Origin of the sequence: Mycolicibacter sinensis (assembly GCF_001673565.1) — a bacterium.
Taxonomy (GTDB): Bacteria; Actinomycetota; Actinomycetes; order Mycobacteriales; family Mycobacteriaceae; genus Mycobacterium; species Mycobacterium sinense_C.
Window position 1 is genome coordinate 113565 of the sequence record NZ_LZMF01000005.1, and the last position, 22082, is coordinate 135646.

Annotated in this window: 24 protein-coding genes; 2 read left to right on the plus strand and 22 right to left on the minus strand. The window is 69.2% G+C overall.

What is annotated here, in order from left to right; all coding sequences use genetic code 11:
* Positions 1 to 7 precede the first annotated feature (7 nt).
* From A5648_RS01110 to A5648_RS01155, 10 genes are all read right to left on the minus strand, one after another.
* A complete protein-coding gene (locus tag A5648_RS01110; RefSeq protein ID WP_065022801.1) occupies positions 8 to 631 on the minus strand; it encodes an FMN-dependent NADH-azoreductase in 624 nt (207 codons plus the stop codon).
* 8 nt (positions 632 to 639) lie between these two features.
* On the minus strand, positions 640 to 1788 hold the full coding sequence (locus A5648_RS01115; RefSeq protein WP_065022767.1) for an acyl-CoA dehydrogenase family protein: 1149 nt from the start codon (positions 1786 to 1788) through the stop codon (positions 640 to 642).
* A gap of 33 nt (positions 1789 to 1821) precedes the next feature.
* Positions 1822 to 2382 (minus strand): TetR/AcrR family transcriptional regulator, encoded by a 561-nt coding sequence (locus tag A5648_RS01120; RefSeq protein WP_065022768.1) that lies wholly within the window; start codon positions 2380 to 2382, stop codon positions 1822 to 1824.
* Between the two features lie 59 nt (positions 2383 to 2441).
* Positions 2442 to 5144 (minus strand): fumarate reductase/succinate dehydrogenase flavoprotein subunit, encoded by a 2703-nt coding sequence (locus A5648_RS01125; protein WP_065022769.1) that lies wholly within the window; start codon positions 5142 to 5144, stop codon positions 2442 to 2444.
* Positions 5141 to 5872: an ABC transporter ATP-binding protein gene (locus tag A5648_RS01130; protein ID WP_065022770.1), complete on the minus strand. Its 732-nt coding sequence runs from the start codon at positions 5870 to 5872 to the stop codon at positions 5141 to 5143. Before A5648_RS01130 ends, A5648_RS01125 begins: the two co-directional genes overlap by 4 nt.
* On the minus strand, positions 5869 to 6717 hold the full coding sequence (locus tag A5648_RS01135) for an ABC transporter permease (RefSeq protein ID WP_065022771.1): 849 nt from the start codon (positions 6715 to 6717) through the stop codon (positions 5869 to 5871). Before A5648_RS01135 ends, A5648_RS01130 begins: the two co-directional genes overlap by 4 nt.
* Positions 6714 to 8066: an ABC transporter substrate-binding protein gene (locus A5648_RS01140; RefSeq protein ID WP_065022772.1), complete on the minus strand. Its 1353-nt coding sequence runs from the start codon at positions 8064 to 8066 to the stop codon at positions 6714 to 6716. The genes A5648_RS01135 and A5648_RS01140 overlap by 4 nt, the downstream gene beginning before the upstream one ends.
* A gap of 24 nt (positions 8067 to 8090) precedes the next feature.
* Entirely contained in the window at positions 8091 to 8318 is a 228-nt protein-coding gene (locus tag A5648_RS01145) for a 4Fe-4S dicluster domain-containing protein (protein ID WP_064853937.1), read from the minus strand.
* Positions 8315 to 9055 carry a GntR family transcriptional regulator gene (locus A5648_RS01150; RefSeq protein ID WP_065022773.1) on the minus strand — a complete coding sequence of 247 codons (741 nt, stop codon included), beginning with the start codon at positions 9053 to 9055 and terminating at the stop codon, positions 8315 to 8317. Before A5648_RS01150 ends, A5648_RS01145 begins: the two co-directional genes overlap by 4 nt.
* A gap of 152 nt (positions 9056 to 9207) precedes the next feature.
* Positions 9208 to 11970 (minus strand): aminotransferase class I/II-fold pyridoxal phosphate-dependent enzyme, encoded by a 2763-nt coding sequence (locus tag A5648_RS01155; RefSeq protein ID WP_065022774.1) that lies wholly within the window; start codon positions 11968 to 11970, stop codon positions 9208 to 9210.
* Positions 11971 to 12098: 128 nt separating this feature from the next.
* Between A5648_RS01155 and A5648_RS01160 the strand changes: the two genes are divergently transcribed.
* Complete coding sequence (locus A5648_RS01160; RefSeq protein WP_065022775.1) at positions 12099 to 12374, plus strand: hypothetical protein; 276 nt, start codon at positions 12099 to 12101, stop codon at positions 12372 to 12374.
* A gap of 6 nt (positions 12375 to 12380) precedes the next feature.
* Here the strand turns inward: A5648_RS01160 and nusB are convergent, their stop codons facing one another.
* Genes nusB through A5648_RS01175 form a run of 3 tightly spaced genes read right to left on the minus strand, consistent with a single transcriptional unit; the run spans position 12381 to position 14556 of the window.
* Entirely contained in the window at positions 12381 to 12872 is a 492-nt protein-coding gene (nusB, locus tag A5648_RS01165) for a transcription antitermination factor NusB (protein ID WP_065022776.1), read from the minus strand.
* Positions 12873 to 12874: 2 nt separating this feature from the next.
* Positions 12875 to 13438, minus strand: a complete 564-nt coding sequence (gene efp / locus A5648_RS01170; RefSeq protein ID WP_065022777.1) for an elongation factor P — start codon at positions 13436 to 13438, stop codon at positions 12875 to 12877.
* Positions 13439 to 13452: 14 nt separating this feature from the next.
* A complete protein-coding gene (locus A5648_RS01175) occupies positions 13453 to 14556 on the minus strand; it encodes a M24 family metallopeptidase (RefSeq protein ID WP_065022778.1) in 1104 nt (367 codons plus the stop codon).
* Between the two features lie 33 nt (positions 14557 to 14589).
* Between A5648_RS01175 and A5648_RS01180 the strand changes: the two genes are divergently transcribed.
* Positions 14590 to 15285 carry a B-4DMT family transporter gene (locus tag A5648_RS01180; protein WP_065022779.1) on the plus strand — a complete coding sequence of 232 codons (696 nt, stop codon included), beginning with the start codon at positions 14590 to 14592 and terminating at the stop codon, positions 15283 to 15285.
* On the opposite strand, the gene aroQ is transcribed toward A5648_RS01180, so the two are convergent.
* The 9 genes from aroQ to A5648_RS01225 form a co-directional block, all read right to left on the minus strand.
* On the minus strand, positions 15261 to 15695 hold the full coding sequence (gene aroQ, locus A5648_RS01185) for a type II 3-dehydroquinate dehydratase (protein WP_065022780.1): 435 nt from the start codon (positions 15693 to 15695) through the stop codon (positions 15261 to 15263). The two genes, A5648_RS01180 and aroQ, sit on opposite strands and share 25 nt — an antisense overlap.
* A complete protein-coding gene (gene aroB / locus A5648_RS01190) occupies positions 15692 to 16789 on the minus strand; it encodes a 3-dehydroquinate synthase (RefSeq protein WP_065022802.1) in 1098 nt (365 codons plus the stop codon). The genes aroQ and aroB overlap by 4 nt, the downstream gene beginning before the upstream one ends.
* Positions 16790 to 16794: 5 nt before the next feature.
* Positions 16795 to 17415: a shikimate kinase gene (locus tag A5648_RS01195; RefSeq protein WP_065022781.1), complete on the minus strand. Its 621-nt coding sequence runs from the start codon at positions 17413 to 17415 to the stop codon at positions 16795 to 16797.
* A 3-nt stretch (positions 17416 to 17418) separates the two neighbouring features.
* A complete protein-coding gene (gene aroC, locus A5648_RS01200; RefSeq protein ID WP_065022803.1) occupies positions 17419 to 18636 on the minus strand; it encodes a chorismate synthase in 1218 nt (405 codons plus the stop codon).
* Between the two features lie 123 nt (positions 18637 to 18759).
* Entirely contained in the window at positions 18760 to 19131 is a 372-nt protein-coding gene (locus A5648_RS01205; RefSeq protein ID WP_234787243.1) for a hypothetical protein, read from the minus strand.
* Between the two features lie 191 nt (positions 19132 to 19322).
* Positions 19323 to 19742 carry a prepilin peptidase gene (locus tag A5648_RS01210; RefSeq protein ID WP_065022783.1) on the minus strand — a complete coding sequence of 140 codons (420 nt, stop codon included), beginning with the start codon at positions 19740 to 19742 and terminating at the stop codon, positions 19323 to 19325.
* Positions 19743 to 19752: 10 nt separating this feature from the next.
* Positions 19753 to 20592, minus strand: coding sequence for a shikimate dehydrogenase (locus tag A5648_RS01215; RefSeq protein ID WP_065022784.1), 840 nt, complete (start codon positions 20590 to 20592; stop codon positions 19753 to 19755).
* The gene (locus tag A5648_RS01220) at positions 20570 to 21826 is read right to left on the minus strand and encodes an endolytic transglycosylase MltG (RefSeq protein ID WP_065022785.1); all 1257 of its coding nucleotides are present in this window, start codon (positions 21824 to 21826) and stop codon (positions 20570 to 20572) included. Before A5648_RS01220 ends, A5648_RS01215 begins: the two co-directional genes overlap by 23 nt.
* A partial coding sequence (locus A5648_RS01225) for a RuvX/YqgF family protein (RefSeq protein ID WP_131810495.1) occupies positions 21819 to 22082 on the minus strand: 264 nt, incomplete at its 5' end. The genes A5648_RS01225 and A5648_RS01220, both read right to left, overlap by 8 nt.

Sequence of the window (22082 nt, forward strand, 5' to 3'; positions counted from 1 at the left end):
GCCGAACCTAGAGCTGCTGGCCCGCCAGGCGTGCCCGCTCCAGGGCCGCCTCGCGCAGCTGCGCCCGCTCCTCGGCGGTCCATCGCGTCGTCGGCTCGAACACCAGCGTCTCGACCCGGTAGCCCAGCATGGTGAACACGTACTCCAAGTAGGGCCGCTGGAAATCCTGCAGGTCGTGGCGGCTGCCGTCGTAGGCGCTGGAGCGGGTCAAGATGAGTTGTACCGGTTTGCCGTCGCCCAACGTGCCCACGTGCACACCACGTTCGTCGACCGTGAAGCTGGCCATCGGTTGCACGATGACGTCGATCCACGCCTTCAAGGCATGCGGCACATGCCAATTCCACATCGGTGAGGACACCACCAGCCGGTCGAACGACCGTACCCGTTCGATCTCGGCCAGCACCCTCGACCAGATCTGCTTCTGCTCGGGTGTACGCCGTTCGCCGTAGAGCGGTGCGAACTTGGCAAGAGCGGCCTCCCGCCCGAATACCACCAACTCATCGGCCCACACCGAGAACCGTTCGACGTCGCCGACCGCGGCGGCGGGCGCGGCGTCCAGGAACGCCCGGGCCAGCGCCGACGACAGCGAATGTTCTTCCTTGGGACTGGCCTCCACCCAGAGAGTTTTCATGACCGCCATCAGATCATCGAGATCGGCGAGACCTTCACTCCGACCTCCAGCGCACCGGCCAGCTCACGCGCCACGTCGTAGTCGAAGACGACGTGACCGCAGATGATGTCGACATCACGTTTGATCCGTTGCAGCGGGTTGTCGACGAAATGCACGCTCGCCCCGGAAGCTTCGAGCAGATCGGCGACCACCGCGCGGGATTCGTGCACGATATGCGCGGCTGCGGCGCGCGCTTCGGCCCGGACCGCTCGGCCGATCCGTTCGCCACGGTCGACCGCGTCTTGAAGCCGGGCCACGGTGACATCACGCAGCCCGCGCAGCGCGCTCAACCGCACCCGTGCGTCACCGAGGCGGATCTGCGCGGCGGGCTGATCCTTCTGCGCCGCACCGGAATACGCCAGTACGCGCTCCCCGAGACGCTGAGCGTAGAGGTCGGCGACCCGTTCGGCCGAGCCCAGCGCGGGCATCGCGGCCACCAGTGCCAGCGCCGGGACCATCGGCCACCGGTAGGCCGAGGCGTCGTGCAGGGCGGCGCCCGGCGCGGTCCCGGAGTAGATGTCGACGACTTTGACCAGCCGGTGCTGCGGTACCCAGACATCCTCGACGACGACGTCGTTGGAACCGGTCGCCCGCATTCCCGCGGTGTGCCATACGTCCTCGATGCGGATATCGGATGCCGGCAGCAGCACCAGCGCCGGGTACGGCGCGTCGTCGGTCCCGCAGATCGCGCCGACCAGAATCCAGTCGGCATCGGCCACCCCGGTGGCCCAGGACCACCGCCCGGAAAGCCGAATCCCGTCGCCGTCGGGGGTGCCGCGGCCGGTCGGCGCCAACGGCGCGGGGCACAGCACCGGCCCGGAGGCGAAGACTTCGTCCTGCGCCCGCTCGCCGAAGAGCGCGAGCATCCAGTTGTGCAGGGTGTAGAACCCCAGCGTCCAGGCACTGGATGCGCAGCCGTGCGCCATGCGGCGGATCGGGTCGAGAATCTCCGGAAACTCCGCCTGCTGTCCGCCGTAGCGGGCCGGTAACAGCAGCCCGGCCAGCCCGGAGCGCCGGTAGTCCTCGATGGTGGCGGCCGGCAGCCGGCGCAGTTCCTCGGCTTCCGCGGCGCGTTCGGCCAAGCGCTCGATGAACTCCGCGGTCGGCGCCGTCGTCATCCCCGGACCCTACCATACCTTTTGGTATGGAAATCAGTGCCGCAGCATGACGTCCAGGAACTGTTCGCGGCGCCCCACGGCGCGCGGGCTGGGCCGAGATCCGGACAGGTGCAGGAACCCGATGCCGGCGGCGAACGTGGCGTTGGCGCGCATGTCGGACTCCTCGGCATCGAAGCCCTCATCGACAAAGACCTGTCGGACCGCCTTGAGCACCCGGCGATCCGACGCGCGCACCGCCTCGGCGACGGTGTCCTCCGAGCGGGCCCATTCGCGCATCGCGCGTTCCAGCATCCAGTGCCGCGGCCCGACCAGCGAGGTCATCATCCGCGAGAGCCGTTCGCGCGGAGGCAGCGCCGACAGCGCATCGAAGTCCCCGCGGTCCTCGTCGCGGACCGCGGCCCAGGTGTCGACCAGCGCCTGCCGGTAGGTCTTCATATCGGCGAAATGCCAGTAGAAACTGCCTTTGGTGACTCGCAGGCGTCGGCAGAGCCGGTCGATGGTCAAGGCTTTGAGCCCGTCCTCGGCCAGAATGCCGAACCCGGCCTGCACCCAGTCCTGCACGGACAGCCTCGTATTGGCGGACACTTCGGCCATGCCGAGTCAGGGTACTGACCCCGCCGGGGCTGTATAGGAGTTTCCCGGTTGTCGGTCACCTAGACGCCGGTGTGCAGGCCCGCTTCCTGCAGTGCGCGACGCGCGTAGGCGCGCACATCGGCGTCGCTGTCTTTCACCGCAATGCTCAACGCGTCGCGGGCAGCGACGTCCGCTGCGGCCCAGCGTGTCAGCCCCAGCACCGCGGCTTTGCGGACGTCGAGGTGAGGGTCGCCGAGAGCCACGCTCAGGCGTGGCACCGCCACCGCGGCGGGCGACCCGCCCAGCGCCCGCACTGCACCCACCCGCACCTGCCACGCCGACTCGGCCAGTGCCGGTTCCACGGCCACGAGATCTGCTTGGCTGCAACCCACTTCGCCGAGAGCGGCCAGCGCTGCGGCCCGCACCAGCGGATCCGCGTCACCGATCAGCCGACGGAGGGTCTCAGCCCCGGCCTGCAACGTCGCGCACGCGTTGGCGACCGCGATGCGCACCTCCCGGTTGCCGTCACCGGCGGCGGTGGCCACCGCCGACGCGTCGTCGACCGAGACCAGCGCACGCACCGCCTCGATGCGCACCCGATGGTCCGGATCGGCCAGCGCGAGGCGATATCGCGCCGGGTCGCCTGCACGCCGGCTGGCCAGTAGATACACCACGCAGGCGCGCACCACCGGGTCACCGGAGTCCAGCTGCGCGCCGGCCACCGCCGGGTCGGCCACCACTTCGACCAGTTCCCGCACCCCGCCGGCGGCGCTGCGCCGCACCGCGGCGTCCTCGTCGGCGAGCGCGTCGAACAACGCGGATTCGTATCCGTCCGGCGTGTGCTCGGTCAGAGCAGCCACCGCGGTGCGTCGCACCCCGGGGTCGGGATCGCCGAGGAAATCGGCGAGTTCGCTCAGCGTCGGTTCCTCCAGGGCGACGACGGCCGCGATCCGCGGCGACGGCGGGTGCGAGGCGCCCGGCGAGGTGACCCGTGACTGTGCGGTCGACGGCGCCTGGCCGCCCAGCAGCGGCGGCTGCGACACCGGGTGCACCGACTGGTCGGCCGGCGGCAGCCCGTCGAACTCGGGAACCGCCACGAAATACGGTGCCACCGGACGCTTCAGGAATTCCATGGCGCCGTCGGCACCCTTGCGCACATTGAGGTGATACCCCCACTGCACGTCGTCGCGGCCGGGCAGATCGGCCCGCTCGTGGTAAAGGCCCCAGCGCGATTCGGTGCGCGTCAGCGACGTCCGGGCCGCCAGCTCGGCGCAGTCGCGGATGAACGACACCTCGACCGCGCGCATCAACTCATGCGGGCTGCGGGCGCCCATCTGGGCGATCTCGGCGCGCATCCGCTCGAACGTGTGCACCGCCAGCGACAGTTTCGCCGCCGTCTTCGGCGGCGCCACATAGTCGTTGACGAACCGGCGCAGCTTGTACTCGACCTGCGGCTGCGGCGGGCCGTCGGGGTGGCGCAACGGGCGGTAGATCAGCTCGTGCGCTTCGGCGAGCTGGTCAGCGGGAAGCTCCTGCGGGGCCGCGGTGTCGGCCAGAGTGGACGCCGCGTGCGCACCGGCCAGGTCACCGAACACGAAGGCGCCGATCATGTAGTTGTGCGGCACGCAGGCCAGATCGCCCGCCGCGTACAGGCCGGGCACGGTGGTGCGGGCGTGCTCGTCAACCCACACTCCCGAGGCGGAATGCCCGGAGCACAGCCCGATCTCGGAGATGTGCATCTCCACGTCGTGGGTGCGGTAGTCATGGCCGCGGTTGGCGTGGAAAGTACCCCGGGTGGGCCGCTCGGTGGTGTGCAGGATGTCCTCGAGTGCCGAGAGCGTCTCGTCGGGCAGGTGCGACACCTTGAGGTAGATCGGACCGCGCGCGGAGTCGATCTCCGATTTGACCTCGGCCATCATCTGCCCGGACCAGTAGTCGGAGTCCACGAAGCGCTCCCCCAGCGCATTGACCTGGTAACCGCCGAACGGGTTGGCCACATAAGCGCAGGCCGGCCCGTTGTAGTCCTTGATCAGCGGGTTGACCTGGAAGCATTCGATGCCGGACAGTTCGGCACCGGCGTGATAAGCCATCGAGTAGCCGTCGCCGGCGTTGGTCGGGTTCTCGTAGGTGCCATACAGATAGCCCGAGGCCGGTAGGCCCAGCCGGCCGCACGGCCCGGTGGCCAGCACCACCGCCTTGGCTCCCACCGCGACGAATTCGCCGGTGCGGGTGTGCAATGCGGCCGCTCCGACCGCACGGCCACCGTGGGTGAGCACCCGTACCGGCATCAACCGGTTCTCGATGCGGATCTTCTCGCGCATCGTGCGTTGCCGCAGTACTCGGTAGAGCGCCTTCTTGACGTCCTTGCCTTCGGGCATCGGCAGCACGTAGGAACCGGAGCGGTGCACGCGGCGCACCGCGTACTCGCCGTGTTCGTCCTTCTCGAACTTCACGCCGTAGCGTTCCAGCCGTTGCACCATGGCGAAGCCGCGGGTGGCGGTCTGGTACACGGTGCGCTGGTTGACGATCCCGTCGTTGGCGCGGGTGATCTCGGCGACGTAGTCTTCGGGTTCGGCCTTGCCCGGGATGACCGCGTTGTTGACGCCGTCCATACCCATCGCCAACGCACCGGAGTGGCGCACATGAGCCTTTTCCAGCAGCAGCACCCGCGCGCCGTGCTCGGCGGCCGTCAAGGCGGCCATGGTGCCGGCGGTGCCGCCGCCGATCACCAGCACATCGCAGTCCAGCCGCAGCGGCCGCGCGGCATCAGGTATCTGAATCATGAATAGTCCAATGCGGCAAGCAGTTCGGCGCGCAGCTCAGGTTCGGCTCGGCCGCTGCGCGGTTCGGTGACGTCGACCAGGGCCCGCAGCGGCTGCCCGGCGCGGCCCAGCACCGCCACCCGGTCGCCCAGTGCCAGCGCCTCGTCGACGTCGTGGGTGACGAACACGATCGTGGTCGGGTGGGTGCGCCAGGTGGCGATCAGCAGCGCCTGCATGGCGGCCCGAGTCGCGCTGTCCAGCGCCCCGAACGGCTCGTCCATCATCACCGCGCGTGGCGCGCCGGCCAGCCCGCGGGCCAACTGGACCCGTTGGCGCATCCCGCCGGAGAGGCTTTTGGGCAGGTAGCCGCCGAACCCGTCCAGACCCAGCTCGGCGATCCAGCGCTCGGCCTGAGCGCGGCGGCGATGCCGCGGCACACCGCGCAGCCGCAACGCCAGCTCGATGTTGGACCGCACCGAGCGCCACGGCAGCAATGCGTTGTCCTGAAACACCATCCCGCGATCACCGGAGGTGCTGCTCACCAAGGCATCGTCGGCCAGCACCTGTCCGCGCTCGGGCGCCAGCAGCCCGGCCAGTGCGCGCAGCACCGTGGACTTGCCGCATCCAGACGGTCCGGTCAATACCAGGATCTCGCCGGGGCGCACGGCCAGGCTCAGCTCGTCGATGACCGGGGAATCGGTGTAGGACAGCCGGACCCGGTCCAGGGTCAGGCTCATGCCGGCGGTCATCGTGCGTTCTCCTCACTACGGGGCAGCCAGCGGGTCAGCCGGCGTCCGACCACTTCCACCGCCGCCGAGGTGGCGAAGCCCAGCACTCCGATGGTGATGATGCCGACGAACACATCCGGATAGGCCAGCACCGTGTAGGCCTGCCAGGTGCGATACCCGATGCCGAGCCGGCCGGAGATCATCTCCGCCGAGATCACGCAGATCCACGACACCCCCATCCCGACCGACAGGCCGCCGAACACGCCCGGCAGGATCCCCGGAATCACCACCTGGCTCAACACATCCCAGCGACCGCCGCCCAGGGTGCGGACCGAGTCCTCCCACAGCGTGGGCAGTGCGCGCACCGCGTGCCGGGTGCTGACCAGGATCGGAAAGTAGGCGGCCAGGAAGGTGATGAATACGATGCCCTGCTCGCCGGCCGGGAACAGCAGGATCGCCACCGGGACGACGGCGATCGCCGGGATGGGCCGGACCAGTTCGGTGAGCGGTCCGACCACGTCGGCCGCCACCCGGGATCGCCCCAGCAGGATGCCAGTGGCCACCCCGGCCGCCGCGGCCAGCCCGAAGCCGGTGAGGATCCGGATCAGCGATTGCGCCAGGTCCAGCCAGTACACGTTCGTGCTCAGCCGGCGAACCAGAGTCGTGAAGACCTCGTCGACGGTGGGCAGGGTGTCGAATCGAAGCCACCACCGCACGTCGGCGGCGGTCAGCAACTGCCACAAGCCGATTGCGGCCGCCACCGAGGTCAGCCGCAGCAGCCAGGACCGCCGGGCCGAGCGCGGCCGGTGTGGTGCCGCGCCGGCCGGGACCGTCGCCGCGGGGGCACCGGCGATGACCGCGGTCATGCCGCGCCCGCCAGGGCCTGCTGGTAGTCCAGCACGACGGCGCCGGGGTGCGCAGCGAGGTAGCGTTGCGCGCCCGCGGTGGTGTCGAAAGGGAGGTAGCGCCCACCATCGCGGACCCATGCGGACTTGTCGGCGAACCAGCGGGTGCCCAGCTCGGCATCGTGGACGTAGGCCGCCCGGACGTGGTCGCCGCGGGCGTTCGCGGCGCGCGCTGCCTCGAGTAGCGCGGTCGGATCGGCAACCGTCACAGTGGTGTCCGATCCCTGCAGCCAGAGCTCGCCACCGGTCGTCGGGGGTATGTCGAGGGCGGCGACCGCCTTGTCGTAGTCGACTTTTCGCTCGGCGAACGCCGCACGCAGCGGCTCGTCGGAGACGAAGCCGTCCACGTCGAGGTCGGCGAAGTCGCCGATCGACTTCAGGTAGGGCACGTCGTTCTTCAACGCCTCCACCAGTGCCGGCTTGAGGGTGGTGTCGAACGATGTTCCGCCCGGCCCGTTGTAGAGGTAGACGACCTCTTGCGGCAGCCCGCTGTCCGCGGCGACGATACGGGCCGCCTCCAGCGGTTTACGGTTGAGGAATTCGGTGGCGTCCAGCTGAGCCTGCAAAAACGCGGCGAGCACTTCGGGGTGGTTCTGCGCGTAGGCGCGACGCACCACCACCCCGTGCAGGGTCGGGTAATTGAGCTCGGCACCGTCGTAGAGAAGTTTCGCCCGGCCCTGATAGACCAGGAGTCCGGGCCAGGCCACAAACTGGGACAGGCCCTGCACCTGACCGGATTCCAGCGACGAGGCGCCGACCTGGGGTTGCTGGTTGAGCACCTCGACGTGGGCGCCGGTGCCGGCCAGGGCGCGCAGCAGGGTGCCATGCCCGGCTGATCCCACGCTGGCCGAGACCTTGGCCCCGGCCAGGTCGGTCAGGGTGTCGGCCGGTGAATCCGGTGCCACCACCACCATGTTCAGCGCGCCGGCGGGGTGGTAGCCGGTCACCGAGACCAGCTGGGTGCGGGCCTGGGCATTGGTCTGGGTCCTGACCCCGTTGACGAGCATCGGGTAGTCGCCCATCGAGCCGATGTCGATCTTCTCGGCGAGCATCTGCGCGGTGATCGGTGCCCCGGTGTCGTAGTCCTGCCATTCCACCCGGTATTTGGTGCCGGTGCGCGCGGTGATGTCGGCGAGCCGGTGCTCCAGGTAGCCGCGGGCGCGCAGCAGGGTTCCGGCGGTCGCGGTGTTGATGGTCTTGGACTGGTAGCCCACCACCACGTCGACGGAATCACCCGGGGCGGTGGAGTCCAGCGAGCAGCCAGCCGCGATGACGGCGGTGAAAGCCAGTGCGATCACGGTTCTCTTCATGTAACACCTTGGTGGTCAATGCATTCAGCGGAGGAGGTAGGGCATATTGACGGTGACCGCACCGGTAGGGCACCGGGCGGCGCACGGTCCGCAGTACCAGCACTCGTCGACGTGCATGAAGGCCTTGCCGTTGTCCGGGTTGATCGCCAACGAATCCAGCGGGCAGATGTCGACGCACAGCGTGCAGCCCTCGATGCACAGGGACTCGTCGATGGTCACCGGAACGTCGGACCGGCCGTTGATCAGCGTCATGGAGTGCTCCTTGTCAGGTTGCCGCGCATGGTGACCCGGTCACCGCGCATCCGGATATATTCGAGGTCGACGGGCCTGCCGTCGGCCAGGCTGGTCAGGCGCTCCAGCATCAGCAGCGCCGCGCCGCCGGGAATCTGCAGCAGTGCCGCCGAGTGCGGGTCCGCCGGAATCGCCTCCAGGGCCAGGCCGGCGGCCCCGAGATGCTGGCCGCTGATCCGCTCGAGCAGCGGGAAGACATCGTTGGTCTCCAGCGGGTGGGCCAGCACGGCGGCGCCGATATCGGGTGCCAGATAGGTCTGATCCAGGCTCAGCGGCACGTCATCGAGGTAACGCAGCCGTTCGATGAACACCACCTGCGCGCCGGGGTCGAGCAAAAGCCGCCGGGCCACTGACGGCGGGGCCGACACCGTGGCGGCCACCCGCACTTCGTTGCGCACCTCTTGACCGTTGAAGGTCTCCTGCAGGCCAAGCAGTGCGTCCAGGTCGTGATCCAATTTGTGCTGCGCCACGCGAGTGCCGGTTCTGGGCCCCCGGCGAATCAGCCCTTCGGCCTTCAGGACGGCCAGTGCCTCACGAATGATGTTGCGGGAGACGGCGAATTCGGCGGCCAGCTCCGGTTCCCCGGGCAGGCCGTCGTCGTAGGCACCGCCGTGGATCTGGTGGCGCAGGACGTCGGCGACCTGCCGCGCCCGGTCCGCACGGCGGATCGGCTGTGCTGCGAGTCGGGCTTCGGCCATGCAGACACGCTAAGGGCGCCGCGCCGGTCACGGCAGCACAGCGAATCCTGCTGATCAGCGGGCTGATTCATTACGCCACCAGGCAACACCCGACTGCCAGCGGAAACCGGTCACCGTATCCGCATTGCGCCGCAGCGTCGCCGGTGGGCCGGTTAACAATCGTGGTGAGGCGAACCGCTGCCGGGGGCGTGCGCGTACCGCGCCAGCGCCTCCGGGGTGAACACGGCCAGCCCCAGCTCGGGGTTGTAGCCGTGAATCTCCTTGACGTCGAGTTCGGCCAGGAAGTACAGGATGTCCTTGGAGATCACCTGTCCGGGCACCAACACCGGGAAGCCGGGCGGGTACGGCACCACGAAGGTGGTCGACACCAGAGCCTTGCCATCGGCGACCCGGCGCCCGGCATCGCCGAGCAGCACATGCTCGCGGTCGGACTCCTCGTAGCCGCCGTAGAACGCCGACCGCATATCCCCGAATGGGCTTGCGCTGTCGGGTCGAAACGCGTGATCGAACTCGCTGAAGTCGGGCAGCGGCGGCAGATCTTGGGTGATCTCGACGATTCGGCGCTGCTGCAGCGCACGATCGTCGGTGCTGGCCGCGTTCCAGACGCGGTCCAAGTCGGTAGAGACCCGGCGCAGGGCGTCGAGCAGGTAGTGCACGCTGGACCAGGTGACGCCGATGGTGAAGATCAGCAGCACCGAGTTGATCGAGGTCTTGTTGATCTGAATTCCGAATCTGTTCATGAGGATCTTCTCGCGGAAGTCGTAGCCGTTCATGCCGGTCTTGCCGACGAACAAGGTGACCCGGGTCGGGTCGAGCACGAATTCGTCGGAACGCCACGCCTCGTTCCACTCCGCCAGCGCACCCTGGCGGACCTGCCGGTAGGAGCTGACCGTGGATGCCCGGAACCGGTCGGGCACCAGATCGTCCTCGTCGAGGATGCGAAACCACTTGCTGATCAACCGGTCCTTGCGGACCCGGTGGCGAAACACCAACGCCATGTCGTAGACCCGGCGCACCATGTGGAAGCCCTCGATGTCGACCTGCCGGCGGGCCAGGTCCAGCGACGCCAGCAGCTGCTGATTCGGCGAGGTGGAGGTGTGGGTCAAAAACGCCTCGGTGAACGATTCGCGGGCCAGCGCGTTGAAGTCCTGGTCGCGCACGTGGATCATCGACGCCTGGCGCAGCGCGGACAGCGACTTGTGGGTGGAGTGGGTCGCATAGACCCGGACCCGCGCCGAGGGGTCCGGCAGCAGCCGATGCTCGCTCCACTGGTCCCGGTCGATGCCGGCCATGCTGGCGCGCCACTCCTGATACTCCTGGGCGTAGCGAGCCGAGGAGAGCATGATCTCGAGGCGTTCGGCGGCCACCATCGCGGTGCGCTGCCGTGCCCAGGGCACCGCCGTGGCAAACGCGTACCACGCCTCATCCCACAAAAAGCAGATGTCCGGCTTGATCGCCAGGATCTCCTCCATCACCCGCTGCGGGTTGTAGACGACGCCGTCGAAGGTGCAGTTGGTCAGCAACAGCATCCGGACCCGGTGCAGCTGCCCGGCGGCCTCCAGATCCAGCAGTGCGCGTTTGATGGTGCGCAGTGACACCGCCCCGTAGATCGCGAACGGCGCCAGCGGGTAGGCATCCAGGTACATCGGATACGCCCCGGCCAGCACCAGGCCGTAATGATGCGATTTGTGGCAGTTCCGGTCGATCAGCACGATGTCACCCGGGCGGGTCAACGCCTGCACGACGATCTTGTTGGCCGTCGAGGTTCCGTTGGTGACGAAGTAGGTATGGTCGGCGTTCCAGGTCAGCGCGGCCTTGTCCATCGCGACCCGGATGGTGCCGTGCGGGTCGAGCAGCGAGTCCAGCCCACCGGACGTCGACGAGGTCTCGGCCATGAAGATGTTGCGGCCGTAGAACTCTCCCATGTCCTGCAGTGAGCGCGAGTTGAAGATGCTGGCGCCGCGCGCCACCGGAAGCGCATGGAATTGGCCGACCGGCTCGGCGGCATAAGCCCGCAGCGCATCGAAAAACGGTGTGGCATAACGCTTGCGGATTCCGGCGAGCACGCTGCTGTTGAGGTCGGTGGCGTCGTTGAGCCGGTAGAAGGTGCGGTCGTAGACGTCGGGCTCGTCCTCGGCGTCGGCGGCGATCGACTCGTCGGTGAGCAGGTAGAGGTCGATGTGCGGCCGCAGCAGGCGCATCCACTCCCCGCATTCGATGGCATCGCGGCCGCAGTCGATGGTCCCCGCGTCGTCGTTGGCGCCCAGCAGCGTGTTCATCAGCGGCACCCGGTCGCGCGACCGCAGCGGCAGATCGTGCCGCACGATCGCCGCCTGGATCTCGCCGTTGAGCGCGACTGCGGTGACGGCGTCTTCGACGCTGGACACCACCAGCAGTTCGATCTGCACTTCGTCGTCGGGGCGGCGCAGTGCGCGCAGGTTTTCCGCGAGGCTCTCGGGGGCGCCCGACGGCGAGTCGTCGGCCAGCAGCACGGTGTAGAACTGCTGCTGGCGGGCTTGGGCCACCAGCTCCTGATCGGCCAGCGGTGCGCCGAGGTCGAACAGCGCCGCCCGGTCGCCGTAGTCCGACAGCAGCCGCACCACCAGCGACACCTGTTCGGAAAGCGATACCGTCGCCATCGACTCGAGGTATCCGCGCAGGACTGCCAGGGTGGCGGCGCCGGGGAACAGCCAGTACCGCTCGTAGGCGCCGAGCCGGTCCAGCAGGCGCTTGGCCCGCGCGGCATGGTGGGTGGTGTCCAGTCCGGACCGGTTGGCCTCGGCCAGTTGGCGGCAGGCGTCGTCGAGCAGATTCCAGGTGTCCACCCGCGAATACGACGGGTTGGCCACCGCCGCCAACGCTGAGACCCGCAACCTCCGGCGCTGCCCGTCGCTGTCCGAGCTCGTAAGGCCCATAAGGCCAGTGTGGCCCGAGACGCTTGCGGGCGGGGCGCTTTCGCATGGTCCGGCAAGGGCCGAAGGCCCTTCGATCCGGGAACCAATTGCCGTGTCGACGCGGCACCGCCGTGGGTAGCGTCGGACCGGTGGGCCAGATCGGCAAACTCGACACCTATACCGCCGCGGTGGCCGGCGCACAGACGGCCGAGGAGGCCTGCGAACGCCTAAGCGCCGCGGATTGCCCGGCGGCCGTGCAGGACGGATCGGTGGTCATCGACGACGGCGAAGCCAAGGCGAGCCCGTTCGAGGGCGTCAACCAAATCGGTGACGCCTTTTTCCTCTGGTGCCTGCATGACCGGGGCGGCGAGCTCGCGCGCTGCGTTGCGCGCGGCCCACAGGGCAGTTGCCCGCCCCGGCACTGACGCCGGCTACTCCTCGGTATCGGGCTGCTGAGTCGCCTGGCGAACCGCCTGCGATGCCGCCCGCAGCTGGGGCGTCACCAGCATCACCTGGCCCAGCACACCGTTGACGAAGCCGGGCGAGTCATCGGTGGACAGCTCCTTGGCCAGTTTCACCGCCTCGTCGACGGCGACCGGCTCGGGTACGTCCTCGGCATGCAGTAGCTCCCAGATCGCCACCCGCAGGATCGCCCGGTCCACGGCCGGCAGTCGCTCCAGCTTCCAGCCCTGCAGATGCGAGGTGATCAGGTCGTCGATATGGGCGCTGTGGGCGGCGACACCGGTGGCCACCGTCACCGTGTACGGGTGCAGCGGCGCCACGTCGGGCTGCTGGCTGGCCAGCTCGGCCCGCATCGCCGCGCCCTCGGCCGGGGTCAGCCCCCGAGCCTCGGACTCGAACAGCAAATCGACCGCGCGCTTGCGTGCCTGATGCCGTCCCTTGACCGGCTTGCCATCGGGCATGGTCAGGAGTTGACCCGTCCCAGATAGCTGCCGTCGCGGGTGTCGACCTTCAGCTTGTCTCCGGTGTTGATGAACAACGGCACGTTGATCTGGGCACCGGTCTCCATGGTGGCCGGCTTGGTGCCCGCACTGGACCGGTCGCCCTGCAGGCCGGGCTCGGTGCTCGCGACCACGAGTTCGACGCTGACCGGCATTTCCAGATACAGCGGCACCCCGTTGTGGAAGGCGATCTGCACCAGCATGCTCTCCAGCAGGTAGTTCGCCGCGTCGCCGACCAGCGACTCGGGCAGCGGGTGCTGCTCGTAGTCTTCGCTGTCCATGAACACGAAGTCCGCGCCGTCGCGGTACAGGTAGGTGGCGTCGCGCCGGTCCACGGTGGCGGTCTCCACCTTCACGCCGGCGTTATAGGTCTTGTCCACGACCTTGCCCGACACCACGTTCTTGAGCTTGGTGCGCACGAAGGCCGGACCTTTGCCCGGCTTGACGTGCTGGAACTCGGTGATCTGCCACAGTTGGCCGTCGATCACCAGCACCAGTCCGTTCTTGAAGTCAGCAGTTGAAGCCACGTTTACTACGTCTCCTAGAGAATGGTCAGTTCCTTGGGGAACCGAGTCAGCAATTCCGGGGCCTGTGCGGGAGCATCAGCGACCACGAGCGTGTCCTCGATGCGAACGCCGCCACGATCGGCCAGATAGACGCCGGGCTCCACGGTCACCACAGCACCGGCAAGCAGTGTACCGTCGGCCGCCGCGTTGATTCCCGGCGCTTCGTGAATCCGCAAACCCACCCCGTGGCCGAGGCCGTGGCTGAAAGTCTCGGCGTAGCCGGCGCCGGCGATCACCTCGCGCGCGGCGGCGTCGACGTCGCGCAGCCCGGCACCCGGCTGCAGCGCCTCGCGCCCGGCCCGCTGCGCCGCCGCCACCACTTGGTAGATCTCGGCCTGCCAGTCGGCCGGCGGGCCCAGCACGAAGGTGCGGGTCATGTCGGAGTGGTAGCCGGCCACCAGCGCCCCGAAGTCGATCTTGACGAAGTCGCCGGCGGCCAGCACGGCGTCGGTCGGCCGGTGATGCGGGATCGCCGAGTTGGGGCCGGCGGCCACGATGGTCTCGAAGGAGGCGGCGTCGGCGCCGTGGTCGAGCATCAGGGCTTCCAGTTCGCGGGCGACCTCCTTTTCGGTGCGGCCCGGCCGTATCCCGCCGCGGTCCACCAGGACGCTCAGTGCGGCGTCAGCGGCCTCGCAGGCCAGCCGCAGTAGCGCGACCTCACCGGCATCCTTGACCTCCCGCAGCGCCTCCACCAAGCCCGAGGCCCGCACCAGCTCGGTGCCGTCGGCGGCGTTGGACAGCGTGTCGAACCCATCTACGGTGACGACGTGTCCCTCGAACCCCAGCCGGCGCACCCCGGCCGCCGCGGCCTGCGCCACCAGGTGGCTCGCTCCGGCCCGCTCGATCGCGACCGGCAGATCGGGGGCCTGCCGGGCGGCCTGGGTGCGGTACCGGCCATCGGTGGCCAGCAGCGCGGGCCGGTCGCCGGCCCAATTGTCGGCATAGACCAGCAGGGCACCGGCCGAACCGGTGAATCCGGACAGATAACGCACGTTGACCAGGTCTGTGACCAGCATCGCGTCCAGATCGGCCGCACCGATCACAGCGCTCAGACGCAGTCGACGGGAGGAATGTGTCACGCGGTGTGACGGTACTCGCTACGCTGTGCCCCCATGAGCAAGTGGTTTCTTCGCGGATTGGTCTTCGCAGCGCTGATGGTCGTCATCCGCCTGATCCAGGGGGTGTTGATCAACGCCTTCGAAGCGCAGGCCGGGCTGATCAGCCTGATCCTGATGATCTTGTTCGTGATCGCCGTCATGGTGTGGGGCCGCTCGGACGGCCGCGCCGACGCCAAAGCCAACCCCGACCCCGACCGGCGCGAGGACCTCGCGATGACCTGGCTGGGTGCCGGGCTGGTCGCCGGTGTGCTGAGCGGTTTGGTGTCGTGGATCATCGCGCTGGTCGACAAGGCGCTCTACGTCAGCACCCTGTTCAACGAGCTGACCAGTTTCGCGGCCTTCACCGCGCTGCTGGTGTTCGTGCCGGCGGTGGCCGCGGTCACCCTGGGACGCCGTCGCGTCGACAAGGACTACGAGAAGCAACCGATGCGCCACCACGGCCTGGCCGCCCAGGAGGAGGCCGCCACCACGGACGTGTTCGCCAGTGTGGGCGCCGCTCCGGTGGCTGCCGAGGAGACCGCCAGCGCCCCTGCCGACGCGGACGCGACGCTGGCCGGTCCGGCCGCCGGCTTCACCACCGAGGAGTACCCGACCGAGGAGTACCCGGCCGAGAACGAGGCGGCAACCACCGAGATTCCCCCGATCGCCGACGACGGCGGCCAGACTCAGCCCGGCGACTCGGCCAGGTAGCGCAGCGCCAGCAGGTAGCCGCGCACCCCGAGGCCGACGATCACCCCGCTGGCGATCGGACTCAGGTAGGAGTGGCGCCGAAAGTCTTCGCGCGCATGCACATTGGAGATGTGCAATTCGATCAACGGTGCGCTGAGCTCGGCGCAGGCATCGCGCAGCGCCACCGAGGTGTGGGTTAGGCCACCGGCGTTGAGGATCACCGGTTCGGCGGCGTCGGCGGCGGCGTGAATCCAGTCCAGCAGTTGGGCTTCGCTGTCGCTTTGGCGCACCACGACGTCGACACCCAGCGCGGCCGCCTCGGCCTCGATCAGTGCCTGCAGGTCCGCGTAAGTGGTGTCGCCGTAGACATCCGGCTCGCGCAAGCCCAGCCGGCCCAGGTTCGGGCCGTTGATGACGTTGATCCGGTTCACCGTCGCTCCAATCGGAAACGCCGGCCCACCTCGTCGTAGGCGGCGGCCAGCAGCATCGGGTCGGGCCCTTCCAGCCGGCCCGGCTTGGCCAGGCCGTCGAGCACCACGAACCGCAGCACGCCGGCCCGGTTCTTCTTGTCCCCCATCATGTATTCCAGCAGCGCCGGCAGGGCGCTCTCGTAATAGCTGACCGGCAGGCCCAGCGACAGCAGGATCGAGCGGTGCCGGTCGGCGGTTTCGTCATCGAGGCGTCCGGTGACACGGGCCAGCTCGGCGGCGAACACCAGCCCGACCGATACCGCGTCGCCGTGCCGCCACTGGTAGTGCTCCAGCGCCTCGATCGCGTGCGCCAAAGTGTGGCCGTAGTTGAGGATTTCGCGCAGGCCCGACTCCCGCTCGTCGGCGGCGACGACTTCGGCCTTGACGATGATCGAGCGCCGGATCAGCTCGCCCAGCACCTCACCGGTCGGATCCATCGCGGCTTGCGGATCGGCTTCGATCAGATCCAGAATCACCGGATCGGCGATGAAGCCGGCCTTGACGATCTCGGGCATCCCGGCGACGATCTCGCGCTGCGGCAGCGTCTCCAGGGTGGCCAGATCCACCACGACGGCTGTGGGCTGATGGAACGCGCCGACGAGGTTCTTGCCCGCCTCGGTGTTGATGCCGGTCTTGCCGCCGACCGCGGCGTCGACCATGGCCAGCAGGGTGGTCGGCACATGCACAATCGAGATGCCACGCAGCCAGGTGGCCGCCGCGAAGCCGGCCACGTCGGTCGCCGCGCCCCCGCCGAGACTGACCAGGGCGTCTCTGCGGTCCAGCCCGATACGGCCCAGCACATCCCAGATGAAGCCCAGCACCTGCAGCGACTTGCCGTCCTCGGCATCGGGGATTTCGATGCGGTGCGCCTCGATTCCCTTGTCCGCCAAGTAGCTTCGGATCGCCTCCGCGGTCGCCTCCAACGTCGGCTGGTGCAGGATCGCGACCTTGTTGCGCCCGGCGAGCTGATCGGCGAGATCTCCGAGCAGGCCTTTGCCGATCACCACCGGGTACGGCGGATCGGTGGCCACCGTCACGGTGATCGGCTCGGGAATCTCGGTCACTTACGTCCTCCGGTCTGTCGTGCGGCCAGCGTGGCGGGGGTCGGCGGTGAGCCGGCCGGTGCCGGCGGCGCTTGAGCCCCAGTTGCCGCGGGGGCCTTGCGGTTCGGGACGCCGGCCTCCAGCCTGGACACGATATAGCGGACCACCGCTCCGGGGTTGCGCCGGTTGGTGTTGACCCGGATCGTCGCCAGGCGCCGGTAGAGCGGCACCCGCTGGGCCATCAACTCGCGGAACTTCTCGGCCCGGCCCGGCCCGGCCAGCAGCGGCCGCACGGTGCTGCCGCCGGTGCGCCGTACCCCTTCGGCGGCGCTGATCTCGAGGAACACCACGGTGTGGCCGGCCAACGCTTCGCGGACTCCAGCGCTGGTGACCGCTCCCCCGCCCAAGGACAGCACTCCGTCGTGCTCAGCCAGCGCCGCGCGCACCACGTCCTCCTCGATGCGACGGAACTCGGCCTCACCATCGGTCGCGAAGATGTCGGCGATGCTGCGTCCGGTGCGGGCCTCGATGGCGGCGTCGGTGTCGAGCATCTCGACGTCGAGCGCCTTGGCCAGCCGCCGTCCGATGGTGGACTTGCCCGCCCCGGGCAACCCCACCAGAACCGCTCTGGGAGCCACGGTCTACCCCGATGCCCGGGCCTGGTCGCCCACCGGCCCGCGCTCGGTCACCGAGCGCCGGTACGCCTCGATGTTGCGGCGGGTCTCGGCCAGCGAGTCCCCGCCGAACTTGGCCAGCGCGGCGCGGGCCAACACCAGCGCCACCATGGCCTCGGCCACCACTCCGGCGGCCGGGACGGCGCACACGTCGGAGCGCTGATGGATCGCGACCGCTTCATCGCCGGTGGCCATGTCGACGGTCGCCAGTGCCCGCGGGACGGTGGAGATCGGCTTCATCGCCGCGCGCACCCGCAGCGGCTGGCCGTTGGTCATGCCGCCCTCCAGCCCGCCGGCCCGGTTGGTGGAGCGCACCACACCGTCGGGACCGGGGTACATCTCGTCGTGGGCGGCGCTGCCGCGCCGACGGGCGGTGGTGAAACCGTCGCCGATCTCGACCCCCTTGATCGCCTGGATGCCCATGATCGCCGCGGCCAGTTGACTGTCGAGGCGGTCGTCGCCGCTGATGAAGGACCCCAGCCCGATCGGCAGGCCCGAGACGACGACTTCCACTACGCCGCCCAGGGTGTCGCCGTCTGCCTTGGCGGCCTCGATCTCGGCGATCATGGATTCCTGGGCCTTCGCGTCGTAGGCGCGCACCGGGCTGTCGTCGATCGCGGCCAGGTCTTCGGGTGCGGGCACCGGACCGTCGTAGGCGTCGGAAGCGCCGATCGAGATCACGTGAGAGATCACCTGAACGCCCAGGGCCTGCTGCAGAAACGCCCGCGCGATGGTGCCCGCGGTGACCCGCGCGGCGGTCTCGCGCGCGCTGGCCCGTTCCAGCACCGGGCGGGCGTCGTCGAAGCCGTATTTGAGCATGCCCGCGTAGTCGGCGTGGCCGGGCCGTGGCCGGGTCAGCGGCGCGTTGCGGGCCCCGCCTTCGGCGTCGAGCACGTCGGGATCCACCGGATCGGTGGACATCACCGTCTCCCACTTGGGCCACTCGGTGTTGCCGATCTCGACCGCGATCGGGCCCCCCAGGGTGACGCCGTGGCGCACCCCGGACAAAACGGTGACCGCGTCGGCCTCGAATTTCATCCGGGCGCCGCGGCCGTAGCCGAGGCGACGACGGGCGAGTTGGGCCGCGATGTCAGCCGAGGTGACGGTCACTCCCGCGACCATGCCCTCGACCACGGCGACCAGCGCGCGACCGTGTGATTCCCCGGCGGTTATCCAACGCAACACGTGTCCCATCTTCCCATGCCGGTCTTGGCCGCCCGGGCTCGGCGGAGGTTACGCGTGCGCACGCAGACGGCTCAGTATCGCGAGAAACGCCGGAATCACACCGGCTCGCCACCCCGAGTGGGGTCAGGAGCCGTTCTTGAGGATCAAATAGGTGACGGCGTCACGACCGTTGGTCACCGCATTGAGCTGGCTGTCCGCATTGCCGACGACGCCGTCCAGGATGCGGTCGAAGTCCTCGGCCGAGGTCTGCGGGTCGATCAGCACCAGCGGAGCTTCGCCGGGCGGGACGGCCGTACTCGGGTCCAGCAGGTACCCGCCGAACGCATCGACGTTGCCGGCCGAGGTCTGCGCGAACAGGTCCAGCCACTGCACGGTGGCGTCGGTTCCCTCGGCGCTGGACAGCGCAACCGCCGGAACCTGCACGTCAGGCAGGGACGGCGAAGCCATGTTGGTGGCCAGCACGGCGCCGCCCACGACGACCGCAGCAGCGGCCACGCCCCCAATTACAGCTCGCTTCACGGTCACCCCCTCTGGTTAACCCCCGTCAGCAGAGTCAATACTGCTGATATTAGCTAATAATGGGCTGAGTAGCAAACGTTTCCTGTCAAGGTTAACTACGGCGTTAATTTGCGTTCGCTTATCCCAGCGCCGTCAGTGACCTCCACAATCGCGCTGAGACGGCGTCCTCAGAACATTCCCAGACCCGCCGCCACCGCGCTGGCCAGGCACATCGATGGTCCGTGCGGAACCGTCGGCCCCCGGCGGGCCAACCCGGCGATCAGACCCCACACCCCGGTCAGCAGCGGCGCGAACAGTGCCGCCAGCAACCACACGTCGGCGCCGAAAGAACCGGTCAATGCACCGAGTCCGGCGGCGAGTTTGACATCGCCGGCGCCCAGTCCGGCCGGTGCGATCAGGTGCACCGCCAAATAGACCGCGGTCAGCGCCGCCGCCCCGGCCAGTGCCGCGGCTCCCCGGCCGGACCCGGCCGCCACCGCGGGCACTACCACCGCCGCGGGCAGGGTCAGCCAGTTCGGCAACCGGCGCTGCCGGAGGTCATAGCCACTCAGCAGCGTCAGCCACGCCGCCACCAGCACCGCCAGCATGGCGTCATGCTCAGGCCGGGCCGGCGATCGCGCAAGTCATCGCCGCACAGGGTGCGGGCCGGCCGGTGAAGAGCTCGACCTGGGTGAATGCCTGGTGCAACAGCATCTGCAGGCCGCTGATCACCGTGCCGCCCGCCGCTGTGACCGCGGCCGCCAGCGGAGTCGGCCATGGGTCGTAGATCGCGTCCAGCAGCACCGGCACCCCGGCCAGCACCGGCGCGAAGGCGGCAGCGACGTCGGCCGGAAGGGTGCTGACCATCACCGACGCGGCTGCGGCCGCGTTGCTCAGTCCGGCCTCGTCGAGTGTGCAATGGCGGGCCGGCACACCGACATCGGTCGCCAGGGCCACCACCCGGGCGGCGTTGTCGGGGTTACGCGCCGCCACCGTGATGCGGCTGACCCCGAGTTCGGCCAACGCCACCACCGCGGCCGGGGCGGTGCCGCCGGACCCGAGCACGACCGCCTCTCCCCCCGAGATGTCACCGGCCGATCCCAGCGCTCCGCTGACCCCGTCGACGTCGGTGTTGTCGGCCAGCCAGCCGGACTCGGTGCGCACCAGGGTGTTGGCCGAGCCGATCCGCTCGGCGCGCGGGGTGCGTTCGTCGGCGAACGCCAGTGCGGCGAATTTGCCCGGCATGGTCACCGACACGCCGACCCATTCCGGCCCAAATCCGGCTACCAGCGCCGGCAGCCGCTCGGCGTCGCACTCGATGCGGTCATAGGTCCATCCCTGCAAGCCCAGCGCCCGGTAGGCCGCCAGATGCAGTTGGGGTGAGCGGGAGTGCGCGATCGGCGACCCGAGAACGGCCGCCTTGCGTGGCCCCGGCTCAGCGGGAGCTGTCCAGGACACCGTTGCCCAGAGCCATCTCGATGTTGGTCAGGTGCTGCTGATAGTTGTGGGTGAACAAGGTGGTGCCGTCCTTGTCGATCGTCACGAAGTACAGCCAGTCGCCCGGCTCGGGATGCTCGGCGGCCTGCAGGGCCTCCATTCCCGGCGAACAGATCGGGGTGGCCGGCAGCCCTTCGGAGGCGTAGGTGTTCCACGGCGTCACCTTGGCCCGGTCGGCGTCGGTGGTGGCCACCTCCTGGCGGTCCAGCGGGTAGTTGACCGTCGAGTCGAACTCCAGGCGCTGCGGCTCGCCCAGCCGGTTGTCGATAACCCTGGCCACCTTGGCGAAGTCGTGCGGCAAGGCTTCGCGTTGCACCAGCGACGCGACTGTCAACAGTTCGTAGGGCGTCATGCCCAACTGCGCGGCGGTGGCCGGCAGACCGGACTTGGCCAACTCCGCGGTGCTCTGGCCGATCACCTTCGACAAGACCACCGGTGCCGGCGCCGTCGGGTCGACGTTCCAGGTGCCCGCGGTGATCAACCCCTCGATGCGGCGGTGGTCGCGGCCCATCCTGGTGACCGGCTCCAAAGCCCAGTCCGGCACCGACAGCGCCTGCGGTGTCTCCATCGCCGCGGCGCGCCGCAGGTCCTCCGCCGTGAGGCAGTGCCGATCGCCGTTGAGCTCCAGGCAGCTGGCCTCCGCGATCAGCGTGAACACTCCCGGGGTCACCGCGTTGGTCTTCATGTCGGTGGTGTCGTCGAGTTGACGGCCTTCGGGGATCACCAGCTTGCCCATCCGGTTGGCCGGGTCGGTGAGCTGCTTGACCGCGGTCGCGGCCGGGATCTCGGTCCGCAACCGATAGAAGCCGGGCTGGATCGCCGCGATGGCGGTGTTGTTCTGCGCGGCGTCGAGGAACTTTGCGACGTTGGCGATCACGCCGGCGCCCAGCATGGTTTCGGCGATGGCGGTGGTGAAGTCGCCCTCGTGCACCTCGATCAGCACCTGCGGGCCGCCGTCACCGGTGTAGTCGACGACCGGCCCGCGCGAGTGCCACAGCTTGGAACCGAGGAACACCGCCGCGATCACGGTCATGGTGATCAGCACGACGGCCAGTCCGCCGACCACGCGCCGGTGCCGGTTGCGCTGTCGTCGCCGCCGGTCCTCGCGAGCCCGTTCGGTCCGGCTCATCCGCTGCTGCCGCGTGGGTCCCACCGCCACAGGCCTGGCTTTCCACCTGGGTCGTTCGTCAGACACCGTTGTCCTCCGTCGGCACCGCCCGATCCACAGGGTCCGGGGCCCGGCGCTGGTCGAGCCAGCTCTGCAGGATGGTCACCGCTGCCGCCTGGTCGATCACCGAGCGCTGACGCCTTGACCGCATTCCGGCCGCCTGCAGGGCCCGCGTCGCGCTGACCGTGCTCAGCCGCTCGTCGGCCAGCCGCACCGGGGCCGGCCGCCGACGACGCCATCGCGGTCGCCGATGACCTGGCCCGGGTGCTGGCCAAGCGCAAGC